Source organism: Amedibacillus sp. YH-ame10 (assembly GCF_053848885.1).
In genome coordinates this window covers 1-24198 of record NZ_JBSPFA010000030.1, presented here as the reverse complement: position 1 = coordinate 24198, position 24198 = coordinate 1, and the positions used below count along the sequence as shown (strand labels likewise).

Annotated in this window: 19 protein-coding genes, 1 other RNA gene and 1 other annotated feature; of the genes, 3 read left to right on the top strand and 17 right to left on the bottom strand. The window is 32.0% G+C overall.

Annotated elements, in window-relative coordinates:
• Complete coding sequence (mutL, locus tag ACWG42_RS12105; RefSeq protein ID WP_455792669.1) at positions 1–1971, bottom strand: DNA mismatch repair endonuclease MutL; 1971 nt, start codon at positions 1969–1971, stop codon at positions 1–3.
• Between the two features lie 19 nt (positions 1972–1990).
• Positions 1991–4519, bottom strand: coding sequence for a DNA mismatch repair protein MutS (gene mutS, locus ACWG42_RS12100; RefSeq protein WP_455792668.1), 2529 nt, complete (start codon positions 4517–4519; stop codon positions 1991–1993).
• Between the two features lie 190 nt (positions 4520–4709).
• Between mutS and ACWG42_RS12095 the strand changes: the two genes are divergently transcribed.
• Positions 4710–5924, top strand: coding sequence for an FtsW/RodA/SpoVE family cell cycle protein (locus tag ACWG42_RS12095; protein ID WP_455792667.1), 1215 nt, complete (start codon positions 4710–4712; stop codon positions 5922–5924).
• Between the two features lie 22 nt (positions 5925–5946).
• Here ACWG42_RS12095 and ACWG42_RS12090 read toward each other — a convergent pair whose 3' ends face one another.
• Positions 5947–6744, bottom strand: a complete 798-nt coding sequence (locus ACWG42_RS12090; protein WP_455792666.1) for an NAD kinase — start codon at positions 6742–6744, stop codon at positions 5947–5949.
• 36 nt (positions 6745–6780) lie between these two features.
• On the opposite strand from ACWG42_RS12090, the gene ACWG42_RS12085 reads away from it, so the two are divergent.
• On the top strand, positions 6781–7329 hold the full coding sequence (locus ACWG42_RS12085) for a CYTH domain-containing protein (RefSeq protein WP_455792665.1): 549 nt from the start codon (positions 6781–6783) through the stop codon (positions 7327–7329).
• Entirely contained in the window at positions 7326–7574 is a 249-nt protein-coding gene (locus ACWG42_RS12080) for a DUF1294 domain-containing protein (protein WP_455792664.1), read from the top strand. Before ACWG42_RS12085 ends, ACWG42_RS12080 begins: the two co-directional genes overlap by 4 nt.
• Here the strand turns inward: ACWG42_RS12080 and ACWG42_RS12075 are convergent.
• From ACWG42_RS12075 to dnaA, 14 genes are all read right to left on the bottom strand, one after another.
• A complete protein-coding gene (locus ACWG42_RS12075; RefSeq protein WP_455792663.1) occupies positions 7566–8510 on the bottom strand; it encodes a hypothetical protein in 945 nt (314 codons plus the stop codon). The genes ACWG42_RS12080 and ACWG42_RS12075 overlap by 9 nt on opposite strands.
• A 77-nt stretch (positions 8511–8587) precedes the next feature.
• Positions 8588–9178 carry a recombination mediator RecR gene (gene recR / locus ACWG42_RS12070; RefSeq protein WP_455792661.1) on the bottom strand — a complete coding sequence of 197 codons (591 nt, stop codon included), beginning with the start codon at positions 9176–9178 and terminating at the stop codon, positions 8588–8590.
• Positions 9179–9487 carry a YbaB/EbfC family nucleoid-associated protein gene (locus tag ACWG42_RS12065; protein WP_455792660.1) on the bottom strand — a complete coding sequence of 103 codons (309 nt, stop codon included), beginning with the start codon at positions 9485–9487 and terminating at the stop codon, positions 9179–9181.
• Between the two features lie 4 nt (positions 9488–9491).
• Entirely contained in the window at positions 9492–11279 is a 1788-nt protein-coding gene (gene dnaX, locus ACWG42_RS12060; RefSeq protein WP_455792659.1) for a DNA polymerase III subunit gamma/tau, read from the bottom strand.
• 81 nt (positions 11280–11360) lie between these two features.
• On the bottom strand, positions 11361–11816 hold the full coding sequence (gene tadA, locus ACWG42_RS12055) for a tRNA adenosine(34) deaminase TadA (RefSeq protein WP_455792658.1): 456 nt from the start codon (positions 11814–11816) through the stop codon (positions 11361–11363).
• Positions 11817–11832: 16 nt separating this feature from the next.
• An RNA gene (ffs, locus tag ACWG42_RS12050) (signal recognition particle sRNA small type) lies at positions 11833–11928 on the bottom strand.
• A 274-nt stretch (positions 11929–12202) separates the two neighbouring features.
• The gene (serS, locus tag ACWG42_RS12045; protein ID WP_455792657.1) at positions 12203–13489 is read right to left on the bottom strand and encodes a serine--tRNA ligase; all 1287 of its coding nucleotides are present in this window, start codon (positions 13487–13489) and stop codon (positions 12203–12205) included.
• Between the two features lie 40 nt (positions 13490–13529).
• Positions 13530–13742 (bottom strand) — a binding site (T-box leader).
• A gap of 8 nt (positions 13743–13750) precedes the next feature.
• Entirely contained in the window at positions 13751–16270 is a 2520-nt protein-coding gene (gene gyrA, locus ACWG42_RS12040) for a DNA gyrase subunit A (RefSeq protein WP_455792656.1), read from the bottom strand.
• Between the two features lie 18 nt (positions 16271–16288).
• Positions 16289–18232, bottom strand: coding sequence for a DNA topoisomerase (ATP-hydrolyzing) subunit B (gene gyrB / locus ACWG42_RS12035; protein WP_455792654.1), 1944 nt, complete (start codon positions 18230–18232; stop codon positions 16289–16291).
• A 13-nt stretch (positions 18233–18245) separates the two neighbouring features.
• Complete coding sequence (gene recF / locus ACWG42_RS12030; protein WP_455792653.1) at positions 18246–19346, bottom strand: DNA replication/repair protein RecF; 1101 nt, start codon at positions 19344–19346, stop codon at positions 18246–18248.
• Complete coding sequence (gene yaaA / locus ACWG42_RS12025) at positions 19343–19546, bottom strand: S4 domain-containing protein YaaA (protein ID WP_455792651.1); 204 nt, start codon at positions 19544–19546, stop codon at positions 19343–19345. Before yaaA ends, recF begins: the two co-directional genes overlap by 4 nt.
• Before the next feature lie 241 nt (positions 19547–19787).
• Entirely contained in the window at positions 19788–20888 is a 1101-nt protein-coding gene (locus ACWG42_RS12020) for an alkaline phosphatase family protein (protein WP_455792650.1), read from the bottom strand.
• A 39-nt stretch (positions 20889–20927) separates the two neighbouring features.
• Positions 20928–22046 carry a DNA polymerase III subunit beta gene (dnaN, locus tag ACWG42_RS12015; protein WP_455792649.1) on the bottom strand — a complete coding sequence of 373 codons (1119 nt, stop codon included), beginning with the start codon at positions 22044–22046 and terminating at the stop codon, positions 20928–20930.
• Between the two features lie 144 nt (positions 22047–22190).
• Positions 22191–23546: a chromosomal replication initiator protein DnaA gene (gene dnaA, locus ACWG42_RS12010; protein WP_455792647.1), complete on the bottom strand. Its 1356-nt coding sequence runs from the start codon at positions 23544–23546 to the stop codon at positions 22191–22193.
• Positions 23547–24198 lie beyond the last annotated feature (652 nt).

The following is a 24198-nucleotide window of genomic DNA, read 5'->3' as shown; positions in this document are numbered from 1 at the left end:
TTAACCTCTTTCAAACTCTTTAATCAATGCTTTATCTTCCATACAAATCAAAGTAGGTCTTCCATGTGGACAATGAAATGGTTGTTCACATTTACCTAAATCATCAATTACCTGCTTCATTTCTTCAAGCGTTAGGGAACGATTGAATCGTATGGAACTATGACAAGCCATAGTCGCAATCGCATGTTTACGTAGTTTATCGATACTGATTTCAGAGTCTCTTTCCCAAATATCAATCATATCTGTAAGAAATGCTTCTTCTGCGATATCTTTCATCCAAATAGGTAGTTCACGACATACCAATGTCGTATTTCCAAATGCCTCTAGGTGTATTCCTAATTGTTCTAACAATGCGTTTATATCATCAATCTGTGAAACTGCAGAGATTGTACTTTCAATTGTAATTGGTAATAATAATGGTTGCGCATCTGTAATGCCTTTCAAAATCTGTTCTCGTATAATTTCATAATGATATCGCTCTTGTGCTGCATGTTGATCAATAATATAGAGTCCCTTTTCTCCTTCAGCTAAAATATAACAGTTGTGAAACTGTCCTATTACACGAAGCTGAGGTAGACTTGGATTGATTGGTTTTTTAACGACTATTGCTTCTTCTTGAGCTGGTATTATAAGTTCTTCTGATACAACCTCATCTTTGAAAAGAGTCTCGCTTTTTTGCGTTTCTTCTTTTGTAGTCACTTCATAATTGGAAGGTGTATCTTCTACTTGATTCTGTTTAATCTCTATGGTATATTCCTGTCTTGGTAAATCTATCGTTTGTTGTTTTAACTCTTGTTTCTTTTCTTCGATCTTTACTTTTAACTCTTCCATATCTAGAGGTGCTTGTTTTTCTGGTTGTGTAAAAGTTTCGTTTACTTCATCGTGAAGTTCTTTAACTTTTTCTTCTCTATCGTAAGTAAATTGTAAAGAAGGCATTTCTACTTTTTCTTTAATGGTATCCTTTTTTATATCTACATTTGGTATTTCCATTTGTTGCATCAACGCTTGACGAATAGTTTCATATACCAATTTTTCTAATTGTTTTTCTTTTGATAAACGAATTTCCCATTTTGATGGATGTACGTTTACATCTACAAGTTGTGCATCCATAAGCATATCAATAATGACAATTGGATAGCGATCCTTTGGCATATATGGTGAATACGCATCTAAAATGGCTTTCTGTAAATGAAAGTTACGTACCATTCTTCCATTGATATATAAAAGCATATAATATTTTGTAGCACGTTGAAATTGCGGCTGCATTGCATATCCGACAATTCTATAATCGCTATCTTCATTATCTAATTTAATTGCGGTTTTCGCAGTTTCTCTTCCGTATATTTGCATCAACACTTCTAGTAAGTTTCCACTACCTTTGGTTTTAAATATTTCTCTTCCATCATGTGATAGATTGAAACTGATTTCCGGATGGGATAATGCGAACTTTTGTACTACATCTGATATCAAAGAAAACTCATATTGAGGACTCTTCAAATGTTTAAAGCGAGCTGGTGTTTTTTGAAATAGGTTCTTGATTTCAATCATGGTCCCTTTAGGAGAACCCGCTGGTTTTGCCTTCACGAGTGTACCATATGATATTTCTACTTCACTACTATCGACACCATTGTTCGTCCTCATTAACACATGAGAAACAGAGGCTATTGAAGGTAATGCCTCCCCACGAAACCCCATCGTATTAATTTTCCAAAGATCATCTACATCTTTGATTTTACTAGTTGCGTGTCGTTCAAAAGCCAAGGTTGCATCCTGTGCATCCATGCCATCCCCATCATCAATAATTGTAATCGTATCGATTCCACCTTGTGCTATTTGTATTTCTACATGATGTGCATTCGCATCTATACAGTTTTCTACAAGTTCTTTTACAATACCTGCTGGTCTTTCGACCACTTCACCTGCTGCGATCATATTTGATAAATGCTCATCTAATTGATGAATACGTCCCATGAATCAACACCTCCTTTATTTATAGCTTATCTTTTATTTCATATAAGAATTGCATTGCTTCAATTGGTGTCATCTTATTTACATCTACTTCTTGTATTTTATGGACGATACCTTGATACAATGGATTCTCTTTTTCAATTACTACTGGTTGTTCAATTTGCGCAACCATATTCGGTTGTAATTCTAAATTATCTAAGATTTGCTTCGCACGATCTAGTACAGAATTTGGAAGATGAGCAAGTCTAGCAACGTTGATACCATAAGACTTATCTGCTTTTCCATCAACTACACGATATAAGAAAGTAACCTTGTCATCTTCTTCGTGTACTTCTACATGAACATTACGAATACTTGGGTTCTTTTCCTCCATCTCAGTTAATTCATGATAATGAGTAGAAAATAAAGTTTTTGCTTTAATGTTACGGATAATATATTCTAACATTGCTTGTGCTAGTGCCATTCCATCATATGTAGATGTCCCTCTACCTATTTCATCGAATAAGATAAGTGAATTTTCAGTAGCATTTTGTAATGCATTATTTGCTTCTATCATCTCCACCATAAATGTTGATTGTCCAGACATGATATCATCACTTGCTCCAATACGTGTAAAGATTTGATCAAAAATTGGCATATGAACACTCTTTGCAGGAACGAAACAACCAATTTGTGCCATAATCACAAGAAGTGCAGTTTGACGCATATAGGTTGATTTACCACCCATGTTAGGTCCCGTAATCATAAGGACATCATTTTCTTTATTCATGGTTAAATTGTTTGATACATAACGTGTAGTTTTCATAACACGATCCAATATTGGATGTCTTGCCTCTTCCATATGAATTGCATGTTGTTCATCAAACATAGGTCTAGTATATCCATTTTCACTTGAAATATCAGCTAAGGCATATAACGCATCGATTGTTGCCAAGGTAGTTGCCACATCATGAAGTTTTGGTAAGTATACTTTGATATGGTTCAATAGATTGTTGAACAACTCTACCTCTAAACGTATACTTCTTTCTTGTGCATGTAAAATTGCATCTTCTTTTTCTTTTAATTCTTGCGTGATAAATCGTTCTGCATTTGATAATGTTTGTTTACGAACATATCCAAATTCTTCTTTTATCTGTTCAAGATTCGCATTCGTTACTTCAATATAATATCCAAATACACGATTGTATCCAATCTTTAAGGATTTAACCCCTGTTCTTTCTCTTTCTTTATTTTCTAATTCAAGAATCCAGTTCTTGCCATTCTTTCCAATAGAACGAACTTGATCCAGTTCTTCATTATAGCCTTCTACAAAAATTCCACCATCTTTTAATGTTAATGGAGGTTCCTCTACGATAGCACCATTGATCATATCATACAATTCTTGGCAAGGATCTACATTATGAAACTGCGCATAGGCACTACAATCTTTGAATAGTTCAAAAATGATAGGAGCATGTTCTAATGTTTTGATCAAACGAAGGATATCTCTTGGATTTGCACTACCATATGCAACACGTGCAGATAAACGTTCCATATCATATACGAAAGATAGATGCTCCCGTAGTTCATCTTTCGTAATAAAATTATCATTCAAGTACTCAATTGCATCTAATCGTTGATTGATAGCTTTAGGATTTACCAAAGGATACTCAATCCATTTACGTAACAAACGAGAACCCATTGAACTACGACATTTATCTAGGAAGTTCCATAATGTCAAAGAACGTGAATGATTACGAATACTCTGTGTTAACTCAAGGTTTTGTTTCGTAGAAAAATCCATTTGTAAGAACTCGTTCTCATACACCATTTCCACATGATTCAAATGTGCCATACTTCTTTTTTGAGTTTCATTTAAGTAGTTTGTTAAAATACCAAACGCATGTTGGATTCTTTCGTCTTCTACATCATGAATCAAATGATTATACTCTTCTTTAATTGCACTTTCATTTTCATATGAAATCGTGATAACCTGCATTTCTTCAATCATCTTCACAATTTTTTTATCAAACTTTTCTTGTAAGACAATTTCACGTACGTTATTCCCAAGTAATACTTTCTGTATCGCCATAACTTGTTTATCAATTAATTGTGCGCGCATTTCTCCTGTTGTCATTTCACATAAAACAACAGCAAGACCAAATTGGTAATCATGCATACTAGCGATATACACAGTTGCCTTTTCATCTCCAACTTCATCCATGATTGTTCCAGGAGTAACTATTTTAATTACATCTCTTTTCACAAGACCTTTCGCAAGAGAGGCGTCTTCCAATTGTTCAACAATCGCAACTTTATATCCCTTTTGGATCAGTCTTTGAATATATCCATTTGCTGCATGATGAGGAATTCCACACATTGGAACTTTCTCCTCTACACCTGCACTTCTTCCCGTTAAAACTAAATCTAATTCGATTGATGCTGTTTTGGCATCCTCAAAAAACATTTCATAAAAATCACCAAGACGATAAAAAATGATAGCATCTTCATTTCTTGCTTTCACTTCTAAGTAATGGTTCATCATCGGTGTATAAGTAGCATTTTTTGCCATAATATCAACTCCTGCTTCTAAGTATATATTATAACAAAATTTTCTATCTTATTGTAGGATTTTCACTGTTAAACCTGAAGATTTCCTGACAATTCGATTTATGGTAACATAAGAATCCTATTACGTGTTATAATAAATACGACTTTGTATACAATCGCAAAATTGCGATAAAATAAATGGAGTGATGCTAATGAAAATGGGATTATCGAAAGCGAAAAATCCTGCAAAAATTGATTTCCTTTTACTGATATTATTACTACTTATGGCAGCCGCTAGTTTATTATCAATTTATTCAACTTTTGGGTTGACTGGTGCAGATGGTCCAGGATACTTGATACGTCAAGTTATGTGGTATGTTATCGGATTTATTGCCATTGCCTTTATGGTGTATCTTGGAAATGATAGTATTATGGATTTCGCAAAAATTGCATATTGGATTTTAATGGTTTGTTTAATAGCGTTGTTGATGGGTCAGATTTATTATCGACTTAGAGGTGAAACTATATTTTTAAAAATTATCGCAACGAGAAACGGGGCAACCTCATGGTTTGAATTCCCTTCACCTCTTGGACAATTTCAACCAAGCGAGTTTATGAAAATTGTCTTAATTATCATTACTGCAGGCATCATCGATAAACATAACAAAAACAAAACCACTGAATCTTATGAAATGGATTTCTCTTTATTCGTAGAAGTTGCGAAATGGGCACTTCCTCCTATTATTCTAATTTTACTTCAACCTGATACTGGTGTTGTTATTATTATAGGACTATCCTTATTGGCTATGATTATATGCTCTGGAATAAAGCGGGAGTGGTTGATCATACTAGGTGTTACGATTACAGTAGCACTACTTCTATTCTTCTATATGTATTATTTTCATTTTGATGTATTAAACAATATGATTGGTGGAACAAATGGGTATAAATTAAAACGTGTTACAACCTGGTTAAATCCAGAAACCGATATTAGTGGAGATGGTATGCAATTATATACTGCACTTATGGTGATGGGTTCTGCTGGGCTTACAGGACATGGTGCCGGAATGAGTTTAGTAGCAATTCCTGAAGCGCATACTGACTTTATATATGCGATTGTTGGGCAAAGCTGGGGTCTTATTGGATGTCTTGTTATTCTATTTCTATGTTTAATGCTAGATATTTATTTATGTAGGATTGCGGCCAATTGTAAGAATATGTTTGAGAAGTATCTCATCTGTGGAATATTGGGTATGCTGCTTTATCAACAAATACAAAATATTGGTATGATTGTTGGACTTATTCCTATTACTGGAATTACACTTCCTTTGATTTCTTATGGTGGTTCTTCTATGTTATCTTATATGGTTGCATTTGGAATCATAATGAATGCTAGTGCGAAAAATAAAGCAAATGAATTCACATAAAAAAGGAACTTTCGTTCCTTTTTTAGTATAAATTTTTCAATCTCTTTAGATAACTATATTCTTTATAACGTGCAAACTTTACTTTTAGAGTAGACATTTCACAAACAATCTCTTGTGTGTTCTCTAATGAGAAATTTAAATGATCATAACATAATACTGCGGTATCAAATGTATCACTGCGCATTTTTATTACACGATTATCCATCATAACATATGGATTTGCTAATGAGCGGTGTTTTGAGTGCTGTATTGGGGTGATTTCTGCTAATTGCAATAAGGATAATCCACTATCAATCACGGCACCATCCAAGCTTCTATTGTATGCAGTAGAGCCTGCTTGCGTAGATAAACAAACACCCGATCCTCGACATGTCTCAAAGAACTCATCATCAATATATACATCCACTCTTTGTGATTTTATAATATTTTCTATACGCATTTCATTTAATGCATAAAAAGGCTCTTTTACATTATCCAATTGGATTCTCAACAACTTTGATTCAAATGTAACATGTTGTTTGTGAAGCAAGTCTTGGATAAAGTCTTCAATTTGTGATTCTGTATAATCGGTAAAGAATCCTAGCGTTCCTGTATGCACACCAATAAAATGAATCTCATTGATGCAACGTAAATATTGATGCACCGCATAAAGAAGTGTTCCATCTCCACCTACACAAATCACTAGTTTTGGATTTTCTTTATCATAAACCCAACCCTCTTCGTTCAAGCGTTCTTTTACGATATTCTCAATTTCATATGATTTCTCATCTTTTTTTGCCACTATGGAATAATTCATCGCAAAATCACTTCCTTTTATCATGTACCTATTGTATCATATCTTAAAGGGTGATGAAAGATGAATGAGAATATTGAATTAGAATACAAAGTTCTTTTAAATGAGAACCAGTTTGAAAAACTTACTTCTAGATATCCAAGCTTGAAATTTAAGAAACAAGTAAATACCTATTATGATACAAAAGATATGCAAATACGAATAAAAAAGGGTGCTATGCGTATTCGAGAAATCGATGACACTTGTATCTTTACTTTGAAAATGCATAAGGGAAACGATTTGTTGGAGTACGAATGCAAGGTGCCAGAAAACAGTACAAAGGCTCTATCTTCAGAAGAAATCATATCCCTATTAAATAAATATGAATTAAGTGGTCCTTTTCATACACTAACAAGTCTTACCACCTATCGTGCTATGATAATTACGGAATATGCAGAAATCTGTTTTGATAAGAATCATTATGGAAATAGCGTTGATTATGAAATAGAATACGAATATAAAAAAGATCATAATGGTTTAAAAGAATTTCAAACGATTCTTGATTTTATTGGAGTTACTTATACACAGAATTGTGATTCTAAAATCAAGCGTGCACTTGATCAACTATTATGATGATGTTCCTAATCGTATGGAATATCATAACCTTTACTATGATGGGAATAGATAAATGGAAAGCAATTCATAAAGAAATGAGAATATCAGAAAAAATGTTATTGTCTTGTTCTTTGCTTCTTGGATCCTTAGGTACTCTTTTAGGAATGATTGTTTTTCGTCATAAAATAAGAAAGCCTTTATTCTACATCAGTGTTCCTGTGATGATTATTGTCCATAGTTTGATAATTTTAAGGCTAGTCTAAATCGACTAGCCTTATTTCATATAGTATATGCATTGCGTCTAATACTTCTTTTGTTTCATGTGAAATCTCTTGATTAAACAACATGATTGCGATTATTTCATTCCCATACATACTCTTTTCTAAATAACCATGATATAACATATAATGTCCTAGTACATACTGAAGTTTCTTTTGAAAATCATTTGAATTTACAATGCATGGAAGATAGATTTTTATAATACTATCTTCTATTTGTATATACTCACTTTTAGCATCACTGATTGTTCTTGTATTTGAATTATCATTCATACAAATTTGTATATACTTATATAGTCTTGACTCATCATAGCTACTATAGTAACTAGAACGAATCTTTTCATAGATGTTTTGTATCGTTTGAATTTGCGCATCCTTCATAAACGTAACTTCTTTTTGTTCTTGGAATAAATTTGACCACATATCTACTCCAAAGTTTTCTGCTACTTTTAAAATCTTACTAGTATTTAACATATCTTCTTTATCGATATAAATATAACTTTCAATTTTATTAGAAATTTCCATTCCTATTTCACTTAGGTATACAGGGTATTGGAAGAACACAACTTCTTCCAATAATAGACAGTTTAAATAGTCTGGTATTTTATGATTCTTTGTGACTTTCATTATCGCTTCTTGTAATGCATCTTTTGTGGGATAACCATTTTGTGTGCCATACTTTGTCCACATCTGTGAAAAGGATAAGGTATAACTTTTTTTAAACTTTCCATATCCTATCAATCCCTTTTCTTTTTTACTTCCCATTTCACTACCTTTTGCTAGAAAGAAAAGTAAATCTCCAGCATTAAGTGAACTTATTTTCTTTGCATTACTTGGTTTCCAAAAGTTGATAGAATGGTTTCCATTTAAGCGATGAAACTCAATCATATTTTTATCTGTTACATATGCAATTGATGCCATTCATATCCCTCTTTTCTATATGTATATTGTACCATGATATGCTCCATCAAACAAAAAGAAGTATGAAATTCATACTTCTACATTTTCTTTCTACCTTCGAATGCTTTGATTAATGTTAGTTCATCAGCGTAATCCAAATGCCCTCCCATTGGTAAACCATGTGCTATTCTTGTAACGTTTACTTCATATTTTTCAAGAAGCTTTGATAAATACAAAGCCGTTGTTTCTCCTTCAACTGTTGGATTAGTTGCGATAATAACTTCTGATGTATGTTCATCTATACGATTTAATAAACTTTCGATATTGATATCTTCAGGAAGGATCCCTTTTGATGTTGATATAACACCATTTAGGACATGATACACACCTGAATACTCGCGCATCTTTTCCATCGCAATAACATCTTTAGCGCTCTGCACTACACAAATCATACCTGTATTTCTAGATGAATCCTTGCATATATCACAAAGTTCATCTTCCGCTAGGTTACCGCAAATATCGCATTTTCTTATACCATCTTTCACATTGACTAGAGCATCAATAAATTCTGTAATAGTTTCTCCGCTCCATTCAATTGACTCAAAAGCATAACGTTCTGCAGTTTTTAATCCTACACCAGGTAAGCGGCGATAAGCTTCTACTAATGATTCAAACTTCTTTGGGTACATTTAGAAGCCTCCAGGCATCTTAATTCCACCAGTAATTGCATTCATTGTTTTTTCTTTATCTTCGTTTGCCTTTGCAAGAACTTCATTGAATGCTGAGATTAACATATCTTCTAAATCCTCTTTACTATCTTTTTCAAGTAAGTCCTCATTGATCTGTATAGATTCAACAGTAAAATCACCTTTTACAACAACCTTCACAGCTCCTCCGCCCATGCTAGTTTCATAAGTCTTGCTGCTTAGTTCTTGTTCTTTTTCTGCCATATCTTTCTGCATTTTCTGCGCTTGTTTTAATAATGCTTGCATATTCATAATTTTATTCCTCCGTAATAGTTATGTTTTCTTCTCCAAAGAGACTCAATATTGTTTCTTCTTGCGTTGGTTCTACAACCGTCTTATCTTCAACTGCTACATCTTCTATTTTCAATGGTTCAGGTAATGTTCCATTGATCATTCTATCTTTGAATTCTTGAATAACAACATTTTGTTGTGCTTTTGAAATACCAAATATTTTTTTGTTCTTTCCAAGTAATTCAACGATAAACTCTTGGAATTCATTGTTACTATCTACTTCATTGATTTCGTTTGCTTCTGCTTTACTATCTACACCAATAACAATGTAGTTGTTTCCACTACCTACGATCGAAGCATTTCTTAATAAGCTTGCAAATCTAGCCCACTTTAAATCCACTAGATACTCCGATATCGTGCTAAATTTGTCCATATCGTATGCTTTTTCAGGTTTTGTTGCACCAACTAATAGTCCAAGCACAAAATCATTATCTAATGATTTCATAATTTTTGATGTACTTGGGATTACTTCTGTAGCTGGTTTACTTTCTTGTTTTACCGCCTGAACTACAGGTACTGGCTTAACTTCTTCGATAATCATTGGAATATCTACTTCTTCTGTAGTATCAGTAGCCTCAAATGTTTCACGTGAAACATTTTGAGGTTGCGGAATCTCTTTGACAGGTTCCTTTTTGGTAATAACAGGCTCTGCTACAACTTTTTCAGTTGTATTTGTAGTACTTACATCTAACATCTCTAGAAGACACACTTCAAAATACGAACCCACATTAGCTGCAAATCTATATTTATCATATGCTCCCATCAGTAAATCTATCATTTTAAAGCGAGTTTTTATAGTACAACCCTTTATAATCATAGAAGCTTCTTCGTTACTTAAATCATGCAACAAGCTAGCATCTTTAGTATATTCAAATATGATAGATTCCTTCAATAGTTCGATTAGATCCTCTGTTAATCGCTTTATATCAACGCCTTTTTCAATGAAATCATCAACTTTATTAAGTAATACTACTGGCTCTTTATTAAATATACTATGGAATAGTTCTAATTTTTCCTGCACAGTAGTTATTCCATAAATTTCATTGATATGATGAAGCTCTACATGGTCTTTTGCATATGCAATACATTGATCAAGTATAGATAGAGCATCTCTTAATCCCCCATCAGCTAACTGTGCAATCAATTTAATAACATCCTCATCACATTGTATATTCTCTGCCTTTAATACAGTATGTATACGCTCAACTATTTCTGGTCTAGAAACTTTTGTAAAATCGAATCTTTGACATCTAGATATAATTGTAGGTAATACCTTATGTGGTTCAGTTGTCGCTAAAATGAAGATTACATGTGCTGGAGGTTCTTCGATAGTTTTTAATAGAGCATTGAATGCACCTGTTGACATCATATGAACCTCATCAATAATATAAACTTTATATTTACCCTTTAAAGGAGCATATTTAACTTTCTCTATCAGCGTACGTACTTCTTCAACACCATTGTTACTAGCCGCATCTATTTCTATAATGTCTGGATGTGATCCTTCTTGTACAGATAGACAGTTATCACATTTCAAACAAGGTTTAACTTCCTCATTTTCACAATTTATAGTCTTCGCAAATATCTTTGCAATTGAAGTTTTACCAGTACCTCTAGGCCCGCTAAATAAATATGCATGAGCAATTTTGTTCTGTTCAACTGCATTTTGAAGAGTTTGAACAACATGTTTTTGTCCTGCTACTTCTTCAAAACTATTAGGTCGATATGTACGATAAAGTGCTTTATATCCCATATGACACCTACTTTCTCTATTGATAATTATATCATGCTTTCATAATAAAAAAACAAATACTTTCACTTAAAGAAGTATTTGTTATCTGTTTTTCTTACGCTTTTCTTTAAAAAAATTAGTAAGCATCAGCCCACATTCTTCTTCCATAATACTACTCGTTATTTCAGGATAATGATTGAATCCTTTAATATCATACATATTCATACAACTTCCCATACATCCACCTTTTGGATCCTTAGCACCAAATACAACCCTCTTAATTCTTGATTGTAAAATAGCACCACTGCACATTGGGCATGGCTCTAAAGTAACATATAATGTACAGTCTTCTAATCTCCATGATTCAACTTTCTTACAAGCCTTTTGTATAGTTATAATTTCTGCGTGAGCAATCGATTGTTGTTTCTTTTCTCTTAGATTATATCCTCTTGCGATTATCTTGTCATCTTTTACAATCACACAACCAATAGGAACTTCATCTATGGCCAATGCTTTTTTTGCTTCTTTGATTGCCTCTAGCATAAATTGTTTATCCACAAGATTTACCTCCGAATATAATAAAAGCTACCACACATGATAGAGCTCCCTTAAGGCTGCTTCGTTCCCAATCTGACCTAATTCAGTAGATACCATTGTAGTAGCTTTTATATTATAACATAGATTATAATTTTTTCAACTATTTCCTGAAGAACCTACTAACTCAAAATGTTTCACGTGAAACATTCTAAAATTAAAAAATAATCGTTTTGTGAAATGCTTCGAGATTAGTAAGTATCTGTCTTTTTATTTCTCATTGCAAATTAGAAAACACCATTTTTATATAAAATAGCCATAAAATACGATAAATAAAGGATATTTTCAACATATGCACTGAACTAAAATAGGTGTCTGAAATTAAAAAAAATGATGATATTCATCATTTTTTACTGTTTTGGCATTAAAATTTTTGTTCCACCCATATATGGTTGTAAAACTTCAGGAATGTTCACACTTCCATCTTCATTTAAATTATTTTCTAAAAATGCAATCAACATTCTTGGTGGAGCAACAACCGTATTGTTTAATGTGTGCGCAAAATATTTTCCGTCTTCACCTTTTACACGAATTCCTAATCTTCTTGCTTGAGCATCAGTTAAATTTGAACAACTTCCAACTTCAAAATATTTTTGTTGACGTGGGCTCCATGCTTCAACATCAACTGATTTACATTTTAAATCCGCAAGATCACCAGAACAACATTCTAAAGCACGAACTGGAATATCTAAACTTCTAAATAAATCAATTGTATTTGTATATAATTTTGTAAACCACTCTTTACTTTCTTCTGGTTTACATACAACAATCATTTCTTGTTTTTCAAATTGATGAATACGGTACACTCCGCGTTCTTCAATACCATGTGCTCCTTTTTCCTTACGGAAACATGGAGAATAGCTTGTATAAGTATATGGAAGTTTCTTTTCGTCTAAAATTGTATCAATAAACTTTCCAATCATAGAATGTTCACTAGTACCAATCAAATATAAATCTTCTCCCTCAATTTTATACATCATTCCTTCCATTTCCGCAAAACTCATAACTCCGGTAACTACATCACTACGAATCATGAAAGGTGGAATTACATAAGTGAATCCTCTGTTAATCATAAAGTCACGAGCATAAGAAATAACTGCAGAATGAATTCTAGCAATATCACCCATTAAGTAATAAAAGCCGTTTCCTGCAACTTTTCTAGCTCCATCTAGGTCAATTCCGTCAAAACGTTCCATAATATCTGTATGATATGGAATTTCAAAAGAAGGAACAACAGGCTCTCCAAACTTCTCTAACTCTACATTTTCACTATCGTCTTTTCCAATAGGAACACTATCATCTATGATATTTGGAATCTGCATCATAATGTTCTTTATTTTAGAAGTTAATTCCGACTCTTTTTCTTCGGTTAATTTCATTTCATCAGCCATAGCTTGCACTTTTTCTTTTATAGCTTGTGCCTCATCTTTTTGGCCTTTTGCCATAAGAGCACCAATTTCTTTACTTAAAGTATTGCGTTGTTGTCTTAAATCATCACCTTTTTGTTTTAATGAACGATTTTCAACATCAAGAGCAATTACTTCATCTACCAAAGGTAATTTCTTATCCTGGAACTTCTTCTTCATATTCTCTTTTACAATTTCAGGATTTTCTCTCAAAAATTTCATATCTAGCATGTTTTTTTCCTCCAAAGAAATAAAAAAGAGGTATTATCCATAAAGGGACGATACCTCGTGTTGCCACCCTTTTTAATTTATGAATAATAAATTCATAAACTATCTCTAAGCGATAACGGGTCTACCGGAATGCATTACTCAATTCATACATTCACTCCAAGGTTGATTTCATATTGTTCTATTGATAACTTCCACCATCTGTTATCTCTCTATAAATAGAAACAATATTACTTATCCTTTTCAACGATTTACTATTTTATATCATTCTTCATCTTTGTTGTCAATGATTTCTTCTTTTGCTTCATCTACAACAGTTTCTTCAGCTGTATTTTCTATAACTGGAACTTCGTCTTCAATTTCTTCTTTTTCAACGATTGCAACCTTAGCTACAGATTCTTCATCACCAACATTAATTAACTTAACACCTTGCGTATTTCTACTATAAATACCAATCTTATCAACAGCAATACGTATGATAATTCCAGTGTTTGTCACAATCATCGCATCTTCTTCACCAGTTACTGCACGAACAGATACAAGTTCTCCTGTTTTTGGAGTAATATTGATAGTCTTAACACCTTTTGCTCCACGTGTTGTTAATCGATATTCATCAATTGGTGTTCTCTTACCATATCCATTCTCACTAACAGATAATAAGTATGATCCATCTCTTGATGTCGCAATACCAACAACGATAGCACCATCTACATTAAATCCTTTAACTCCACTAGCTGTTCTTCCCATTGGACGAACACCATCTTCATGGAATCTTACGGCTTTACCATTTGAACCAGCAATGATAATTTCATCATCACCAGTAGTTTCTTTCACACCTACTAATTCATCATCTTCACGAAGTGTAATTGCAATTTTTCCATTTTGACGAATAGAATCAAATTCTGAAGATGCAACACGTTTTACTAAACCATTTTTAGTAACGAACATCAAATATTCTGATTCACTCTCTTGTTTAACAGGAACAAGTGCTTTTACTTTCTCTTCTTTATCCAAATTCAATAGATTGACTACTGGAAGTCCCTTCGCTGTTCTTGAAGCATTTGGAATTCTATATCCCTTAATACGATATACTTTACCAACATTCGTAAACAACAATAAGAAATCATGTGTAGACATTGGAACGAGCATTTCTACGATATCATCCTCGTTTGTTGTCATTCCCTTGATTCCTCTACCTCCACGGTTTTGTGTACGATAAGTATCTGTAGGGATACGTTTAATATAACCATTTGTTGTCATAGTAATAACGATATCTTCTACTGGTATTAAATCTTCATCATCCATACCAAAATCAGCTTCACTAATTTCCGTACGTCTTTCATCACCAAATCTATTTTTCACTTCGCTTAATTCATCACGAATAATTTGTAGAACTCGATCATGATTAGCTAGAATATCTCTTAAATCAAGGATAAGCGTCATTAACTCATTATACTCATTCTCAATTTTGTCTCTCTCTAATCCAGTTAATCGACGCAATCTCATTTCTAGAATTGCATTTGCCTGAATTTCAGATAACTTATACTCTTCCATTAAACGTGATTTAGCGATTGCATCAGTTTCACTAGAACGAATAATATGAATAATTTCATCAATGTGATCTAACGCAATACGTAAACCTTCTAATATATGAGCACGATCTTCTGCTTTTTTTAGTTCAAACTTTGTTCTTCTTACTGTTACTTCAATTTGATGATCAATGTAATATTGAAGCATCTCTTTCAATCCCATTTGTTTTGGTGCACGGTCATGCAAGGCAAGCATATTTACACCAAATGAAGTTTGAAGAGATGTCATTCTAAATAATTGATTTAAGATAACATCTACTTGAACATCTTTTCTTAATTCAATTACAATACGAATTCCTTCGCGATTAGATTCATCATTTAGGTATGTAATACCATCGATTTGTTTATCTCTTACTAAATCTGCAATCTTAGTAATAAGGTTTGCTTTATTTACTTGATATGGAACTTCAGTAACAACAATTCTAGTCTTACCATTATCCATTTCTTCTATATGATGTTTACATCTTATAAGTACAGATCCACGTCCTGTTTCAAATGCTTGACGTATACCAGATCTACCTAAAATGATACCACCTGTTGGAAAGTCTGGACCCATAATATAGTTTTCCATCAATTCCATAATAGAAATTTCGGGATTATCCATTACCGCAAGTGCAGCATCAATTGTCTCTGATAAATTATGTGGAGGAATGTTTGTTGCCATACCAACCGCAATACCCACAGAACCATTCACTAAAAGATTTGGAAAACGAGATGGCATTACTGCTGGCTCACGTTCTTCACCATCATAGTTATCAATAAAATCAACAGTATCTTTATTAATATCTTTGATCATTTCCATGGCAATTTTACTCATACGTGCTTCCGTATAACGCATAGCCGCAGCTCCATCACCATCCATAGAACCAAAGTTTCCATGACCTTGAACTAACATATAACGATAACTAAAATCTTGTGCCATACGAACCATGGCATCATATACAGCTGTATCCCCATGAGGGTGATACTTACCAATAACTTCTCCGACGATACGTGCGGATTTTTTGAACGGCTTACTAGCAACAATACCTAATTCGTTCATTGCATGTAGAATACGTCTATGAACTGGTTTCAATCCATCACGTACATCAGGTAAAGCACGTTCTACAATTACTGACATAGAATAATCAAGGAATGATGTTTTCATTTCCTTAGAAATATCTACTTGAATCAACTTATCTCTATTGATATCCATTTTGAAAACACCTCTCTCTTAAACATCCAATGTTGCATATTTTGCATTTTCTTGTATAAAATCTCTTCTTGGTTCTACTTCTTCACCCATTAACATTTCAAATATAGAATCCGCTTCTAAAGCATCTTCAATATTTACTTGTTTTAATGTTCTAAACGCTGGGTCCATGGTTGTCTCCCATAACTGCTCAGGATTCATTTCCCCAAGACCTTTATAACGCTGTACATTCACGTTATCACCCATTTCAGAGCGCACACGTTCCATTTCTTCTTCTTTATATACATATTCTATACGATTACCTTTTGCTACCTTAAACAAAGGTGGCATAGCGATATATACATATCCACCTTCAATGATAGGTCTCAAATAACGATAGAAGAAGGTTAACATCAATGTACAGATATGAGCACCATCGACATCGGCATCGGTCATGATTACAATTTTATGATAACGTAACTTACTAACATCCATTTCATCACCAATACCACAACCAAATGCAGTAATCATAGAACGTATTTCATTATTTTCAAAAATTCTTTGTAATCTTGCTTTTTCAACATTTAAGATTTTTCCGCGTAATGGCAATATCGCTTGAAACTTAGAATTTCTTCCTTGTTTTGCACTACCACCGGCAGAATCCCCTTCGACAATATAAATTTCGCATTCACTTGCGTCTTTTGAAGAACAGTCTGCTAATTTACCTGGCAACGATGTTATTTCAAGAGCACTCTTACGTCTAGTAAGTTCACGTGCTTTTTTCGCAGCCATACGAGCTTTACTTGCTATAATTGCTTTATCAACAATAATCTTTGCTGTATTTGGATTTTCCATGAAGAAACGTTCCAATTGATCTCCTAAGATTCCAGATACAATTCTACGAACTTCAGAATTTCCTAATTTTGTTTTTGTTTGTCCTTCATATTGAGGATCTGGATGTTTTACAGAAATGATTGCTGTCAATCCTTCTCTTACATCATCTCCAGCTAGAGTTTCATCTTTTTTAATCATATTTTGCTCTCTAGCATATGAATTAATAATTCTAGTTAATGCAAGACGGAATCCATCTTCATGTGTTCCACCTTCCATCGTATTAATATTATTACAGAAAGAATAAATGTTAGGAATATATCCATCATTATATTGCATCGCTATTTCTGTTAAAATACCATCTTCCAATCCCTCTACATAAACAACTTCCTCATGTAAAGAAGATTTATTTTTATTAAGATATTCTACATATTGACGGATACCACCATCATATTTGTAATCTATTCTTCTTGGCTTTTCTTCTCTTTCATCAATCAATACAAGACGAATTCCCTTATTTAAGAATGCAAGTTGGCGAATACGAGTATTTAATGTATCAAAATCATATACTTGAGTTTCCGTAAAGATTGTAGAATCAGCTTTAAACCTTACCATAGAACCATGTGTGTCACTACTATCTACAACTTTTAAAGAATCAACAGCATTTCCACCATTTTCAAAGCGTAAAAAATACTTCTTACCATCTTGATTAACATATACTTCTAACCATTCTGATAAAGCGTTTACAACACTGGCACCTACACCATGCAAACCACCAGAAACTTTATATGCTCCTCCACCAAATTTACCACCTGCATGAAGAACAGTAAAGATAGTTTCAACACCAGAAATACCAGTCTTTTCAACGATACCTACAGGCATCCCACGACCGTTATCCTCAACACGAATAATATTATCTTTTTCAATTGCAATTTCAATATCTGTAGCAAATCCAGCAAGTGCCTCATCTATTGAATTATCTACAATTTCCCATACTAAGTGATGAAGCCCTCTTTCGCTCGTAGATCCTATATACATACCTGGTCTTTTACGTACGGCTTCTAATCCCTCTAATACCTGAATGTCATCTGCAGTATAAGAGTGGTCCACTTTATTTTCCATCTCTTCTATCGCCTTCATCTGTTTTTCATCCATTGGCAAATCCTCCTTACATTTCCTTTATAATTCCATCTTCCACATTCCATATTGACACTTTTCTATCAGTATCGATATTTACAAATTCTTCTATATCCGTAGTAGATATAAATATTTGTACAACCTGTGGAAGAGAATATAACAGTTCTTTTCTTCTATAAGAATCTAATTCAGAAAATACATCATCTAATAATAATACTGGATATTCTCCAATAATATCTTTTATCATATAAATCATACCAATCTTCAAAGCTAACAAGATGCTCCTTTTTTGCCCCTGTGAGGCATACGTAGCAACTTCTTTATCATTCATCTTAAATACATAATCTTCTTTGTGTATTCCAACCGTCGTTTGTTTTAAAAACATATCACGATCCAATGACTTTTTATATTTTTCTTTCAATTCATTCTTCCATAACTCTTCATCTTCATAAAAAGGAACACAACTTTCATACTGTACAGATATTTTTGTATGATCACTTGATAACCTTTCATAAAATGTTTGAGATTTTTCAACCAATTGTTGAAGGAAGAAATATCGTTGTTTCATTACAATGATTTGAGATTCCACTATCTGATCTGTTAGAACATCAAGATATTCTCTATTTACAGTTTCACTTTTTAAACATGCATTACGCTCTTTTAAGAGCTTTTGAGCAATAAACAAAGTATTCATATACTTCTTACTTACTTTACTCAATTCCATATCTATAAAGCGTCTTCTGACTCTTGGAGAGGCATTAAATAATGTCATATCATCTGGACAAAACATAACTGCGTTAAATTCCCCAATAAAATCACTTACTCTATTCACAGGATTCTTAAACAAAAACAAATTTTTACCTTTATCATTTACAGTTATTTGCAATTCCTTTTTCCTACCTTGTTTTTCAATGGTAGCCCTCAAAAAGAAAGCATCACAACCTTCTTTTATCAAGTCTTCATCATCATTGGTACGATGAGATCGAGTTGTCGATAAATAAAGGATAGATTCTAAAATATTTGTTTTTCCTTGAGCATTCTTTCCAGATAAAATATGAATTCCCTCTTGGAAAGATAAATCAAGATTCTCATAATTACGATAATTATGTAATCTGATATTTTTTAATATCATGAAATCTTAATCGAAGTTCCTTCTATCACGAGTTCATCCCCTTTATAGAGTTTCCGTCCTCTGCGATCTTCAGGCTCTCCATTCACATTAATACTCATTGATTTAACAGCAAATTTTGCTTCTCCACCACTTTGAATAAAGTCTGCTTTTTTTAGCAATTGCCCTAATGTTATGTATTCTCCAGTTATCTTTATATTCATAGAAAAACCTCTTTCATATACTTTTCTATTATATCATAAATTCTACCTTTTTTATAGTTTTTTAGTGTCTTATTTCCCTTTTTTTCGACCTTATTTTACTTTATTTTTTACAATTCAAAATGTAAATTTTATATTTTATTTTATGTGAATAAAAAATAAAAACATCCTCTAGTAAAGTAGTTAGGTTTATTGCTTTGTTAAGTGCTATAAACAACCACACATTTGGATGTAATTATATATATTATTCTGTTGGATATAGTATCAATGGTATTTCAATTTCTTCATTACTCATACCAGCATGATTACCTTTTAGTTTTAAATCTTTATCATACTCAATTTGAATATTATGAAAAGCACATGCTACAAAATCACCTATTAAAGAATCAAACTTATCATTCTTTTCACCTATACCAAATAAATTATTTTTATATACTTCCTCTTTTGATAATAAATAAAAGTCTTTTCCAAAATACTTTATAAATAATTTTTCAAATAATTTTTTCTTATCTTCTTTTATAAAAAAGTTAATCGTCCTTGGTTCAAAAGAAGGAAGTACCCTTAGACAATCTATGATATCAGGATAATCAATCAAAAACTTACATTCTACATCAATATGACCGTGATCCGCTATGATCATCAATCCCGTTCCTTCTTCTAAATCTTGCATTGTATTTTCTAATATTTTATCAAATCTATTTAACATTTTTATACTCTCGTTATGTGATGCTCCATAATCATGCATAAAGGAATCATATTCATCCCAATATGCATATATAAATTTATTATTTTTATGCTTACTCTCTTGTACAATTCTATTACATAAATCTTGAAAATCAACTGCTCCATTTTTTCTCCAGGATGGAAATATAGAATCTGCTTTTATTCCTTTTTTATTACATTCATCAATCATAGTAGATATAGGAAATGATTCATAAGAAAAATTTCTTTTTATTGTTTTAGTATTATCATAAAAATCTTTATTAGAAAACATCTGTACATGAAAATCATATTTAGATATATATTGTTGCCAACCAAGCCAACCTGTACTACAAGGCATTCTTCCTGTTAATATCGCTGTCGTTGCCGCTACAGTTGTAGGAGGATAAACTGTATCAATTTTTTTTAATCTATGTGTGTTTAGAAAACCATTTTCATCACAATATTCATGTATTTGGTAATCTCCCATGCCATCTATCAATAATACTATAATTTGATCAAATTTATGTTGATCAATCCAATTTTCTATGTCATTATCAAAATTATGATATGTAGTAATACCATAATTTTTTCTAATTGTATTCATCACTTGCACAATACTATGCTCATAATTAGGAATTCTCATATTATTCTCCATTCAAAAAAAAGCGAAACTTAATTCGCTTTATGCATATGTTCTTACTGGTAAAACTAATTGTAAAATTTTATCATCATCCAAAGATGTAATAATAAATGGTTTCATTTCACCACATAAGCTAAATTTTACTAAATTTCCATTAATTGCCTTAATTGCTTCAAATACATAACGTCCATTGCAGCTTATTTCAAGAGAATTTCCTTTAAATTCAGCACTATTTAATACTTCTGTAGAAGATCCAACTTCAACAGATTTACTTGATAATACACATTCATTTTCACTTAATGTAAATTTAATGACACTTACACCATCATTTTTAATGAAACTAGCACGATCGATTGCACTTAATAAATCTCTTGAATCTATAGTTAATTCATAATCAAACTGTAAAGGAATTAAACGATTCGTTTCAGGATATGCTCCATCAATTAATCTCGTTTGGATAATCGTATCATGTATAATAAACTGCGCTTTTTTATCATTTACAGCAATTTCTACATTACCTTCTCCTTCTAAAGTTTTCACAACTTCCTGTAAAGATTTAGAAGGTATAGTAATATTAAAATTTAAACTTTCGTTAATCATAATAGATTTTTTTGCTAAACGGTAAGAATCGGTTGCTACACAATGAAGTTCATTTCCTTCGCAATGAAAATTAACACCTGTTAATACAGGTCTTGTTTCTTTATCACTTGTCGCAAAACTAGTTTGTGTAATTACTTTTTTTAGATTTTCTTCAGATATTGTAAAAATTTCTTTTGGTTTTGAAAAATCAATAGAAGGATATTCATTTGATTTCATACCATTAATTCTAAATTCTGCAGTATTACCTGAAATTTTAGATAAAGAACCATCCATCATTTCAAATTCAATTTCTTCTGCATCTGTTTTACGAACAATCTCAAGTATATATTTTGCTTCAATAACAATAGATCCCATATCTCTAATTTCTAATACACAATCATCTGACTTCTTTAATGTAGTTTGAATAGATACATCGGAATCACTTCCTGTTAATACAAGGCTATTCTCATTTGCATCAATCTTAATCCCTGAAAAAGCAGGTAAAGGTGAGAATGTTGAAATAGCTCTAGAAGCTACTGATAAAGCGTTATAGAAATTCTTTTTAGATACTTTGAAATACATGGATAAAACCCCTTTCTTTTATATTTATTTAAAATAAATAATAATAAGTATGTGGAAAATGTGGAAAACTCATGAAACTCCTTTATTCATACATATATTTTAACAATTTTTAGTGTGTATGAAAAGTGGAAAGATGTTGAAAACTTATTTTATTCCTAAATTGTTTTCAATTTGGAAGAGTGCTTGTTGGAAGATTTCTTTGTCTTTTAGAAACTTTACCATTTTTTCATAAGAGGACATTACAGTGGAATGATCTCGATTACCAAACTCTAATCCAATCTTTGCAAAAGGCATATCTAAATGCTTTCTACATAAATAAATAGCAATATGTCGTGCATTTGCGATGTTTTGTGTTCTAGACTTAGATTCAATCTGTGTTTTTGTAAGTCCATAAAATTCGCAAACCTCTTTTTTTATTCGTTTTACGGTAAGCTCATCATCTCGTTGTATTAACGGATTTTCTTTGAATATTTCTCTCGCAAACTTTAAATCTATTTTTTCTGGATTATATAATATTGATTTGAAGAATAATTCATTTAATGCTCCTTCTAATTTACGAACATCTTTAGAAAATCTTGTTGCTATGTAATCTAAAACATCATCTTCTATTAGAATATCATCTTCTCTACCTTCCATCTTTTTTTGAAGGATAGCTTTTGAAGTCTCAAATTCAGGAGAACCTATAGAAACAGATAAACCACTACTAAATCTTGATATTAATCGGTTTTCTATACCTTTTAATTCAGATGGATGAATATCACTGGTAATGACAATTTGTTTATTATCATTGATCAATTTGTTATACATGTTAAAGAATAATTCTTGTGAAGTACTCTGTTTAAGCCTTTGTATATCATCTATTAATAGAAAATCTACGGAACAAATTTTTTCTTTCACTTCTTCAACCGTCTTATTTTTCATAGCTTCAATTAATAAAGTTACAAAATCCTCACTATAAATATATAAGACTTTATCATCAGGACGGTTCTGTTTAATATAATTTCCAATTGCATGTAACAAATGGGTTTTACCTAAGCCGGAATTACCAAATATAAACAAAGGATTATTAAATTTACCAGGATAATAACATGTGGATAAAGCTGCTGCATGAGCTTCTCTATTATTCTTACCTACTACATAACTATCGAATGTATAATCATCTTTAATTTTATCTTCAAATAATAAATCATTTCTTCTATTCACAGCCATTGTGGTTTGTATCATATCCACTTCACTGTTTAATAAGATTTGACAATCCACTTGATGATCCAGTACAGATGATAATTTTTCCTTTATGATATCGATAGAATCCATCATAATTTGTTTATTTATCTTATATGGGACGATAATAATTGCTAAATCATCTTTTATATCATATAAATGAGAATCTTCCTTAAACCACGCATTAAAAACTGCGTCATCGAAGTGAGCACTTTCATTAATTAATGTTAATGTTCTTTGCCAAATTTGATCTAATTGTAATGCTGCATAATTGGACATATCTAAACTCCTTAGTTGCAAGTTATATTTTACTATAAATTGTGGAAAATTTCTATGTGAAAAATAAATAGGATGACTTTTCCACCATGAAAATATGAATGTAAGCGTTAATTCTACTATAATAATAAAGTTTTCCACATCTTTTGTGTTGAAAATGATAGGTGTTTTCCACAGACTACTTTTTCCATATGTGGAAAAGTAGAAAACATAAATATTATAGAGATGTTTTAAACAATAATAAAACCTTAAATATATGATAAATAAAGGATTATAATAGGTTTTCAACGCTTTCAACAGTCGGTGGAAAACTATATGATTTTGGGTGTGGAAAAACGGTGGAAAGTTGCAATCCAACTAAATAAGTATGAATTTGTGGAAAGATTTGTCACAAATTTTAAATAAATACTATAAAATATGCATACTTTTCCACAATTCCGCTATAAATTGTTGAAAACTTTATGAATTTTCATATATTATAAAGATAGAAAGAAATAAAGTGTGACTAATTTTGAATATAGATAAACTCGTTATGTCAACCGTTTTTGAAAATGTCTCAAAAATAGTTAAACATTAGTACAGTCATTGCGATGCTTCATCGTTAGTAAATAATTTTGAAACGAAGCATGTTTCCATGGATGACTCATCGGTGGAA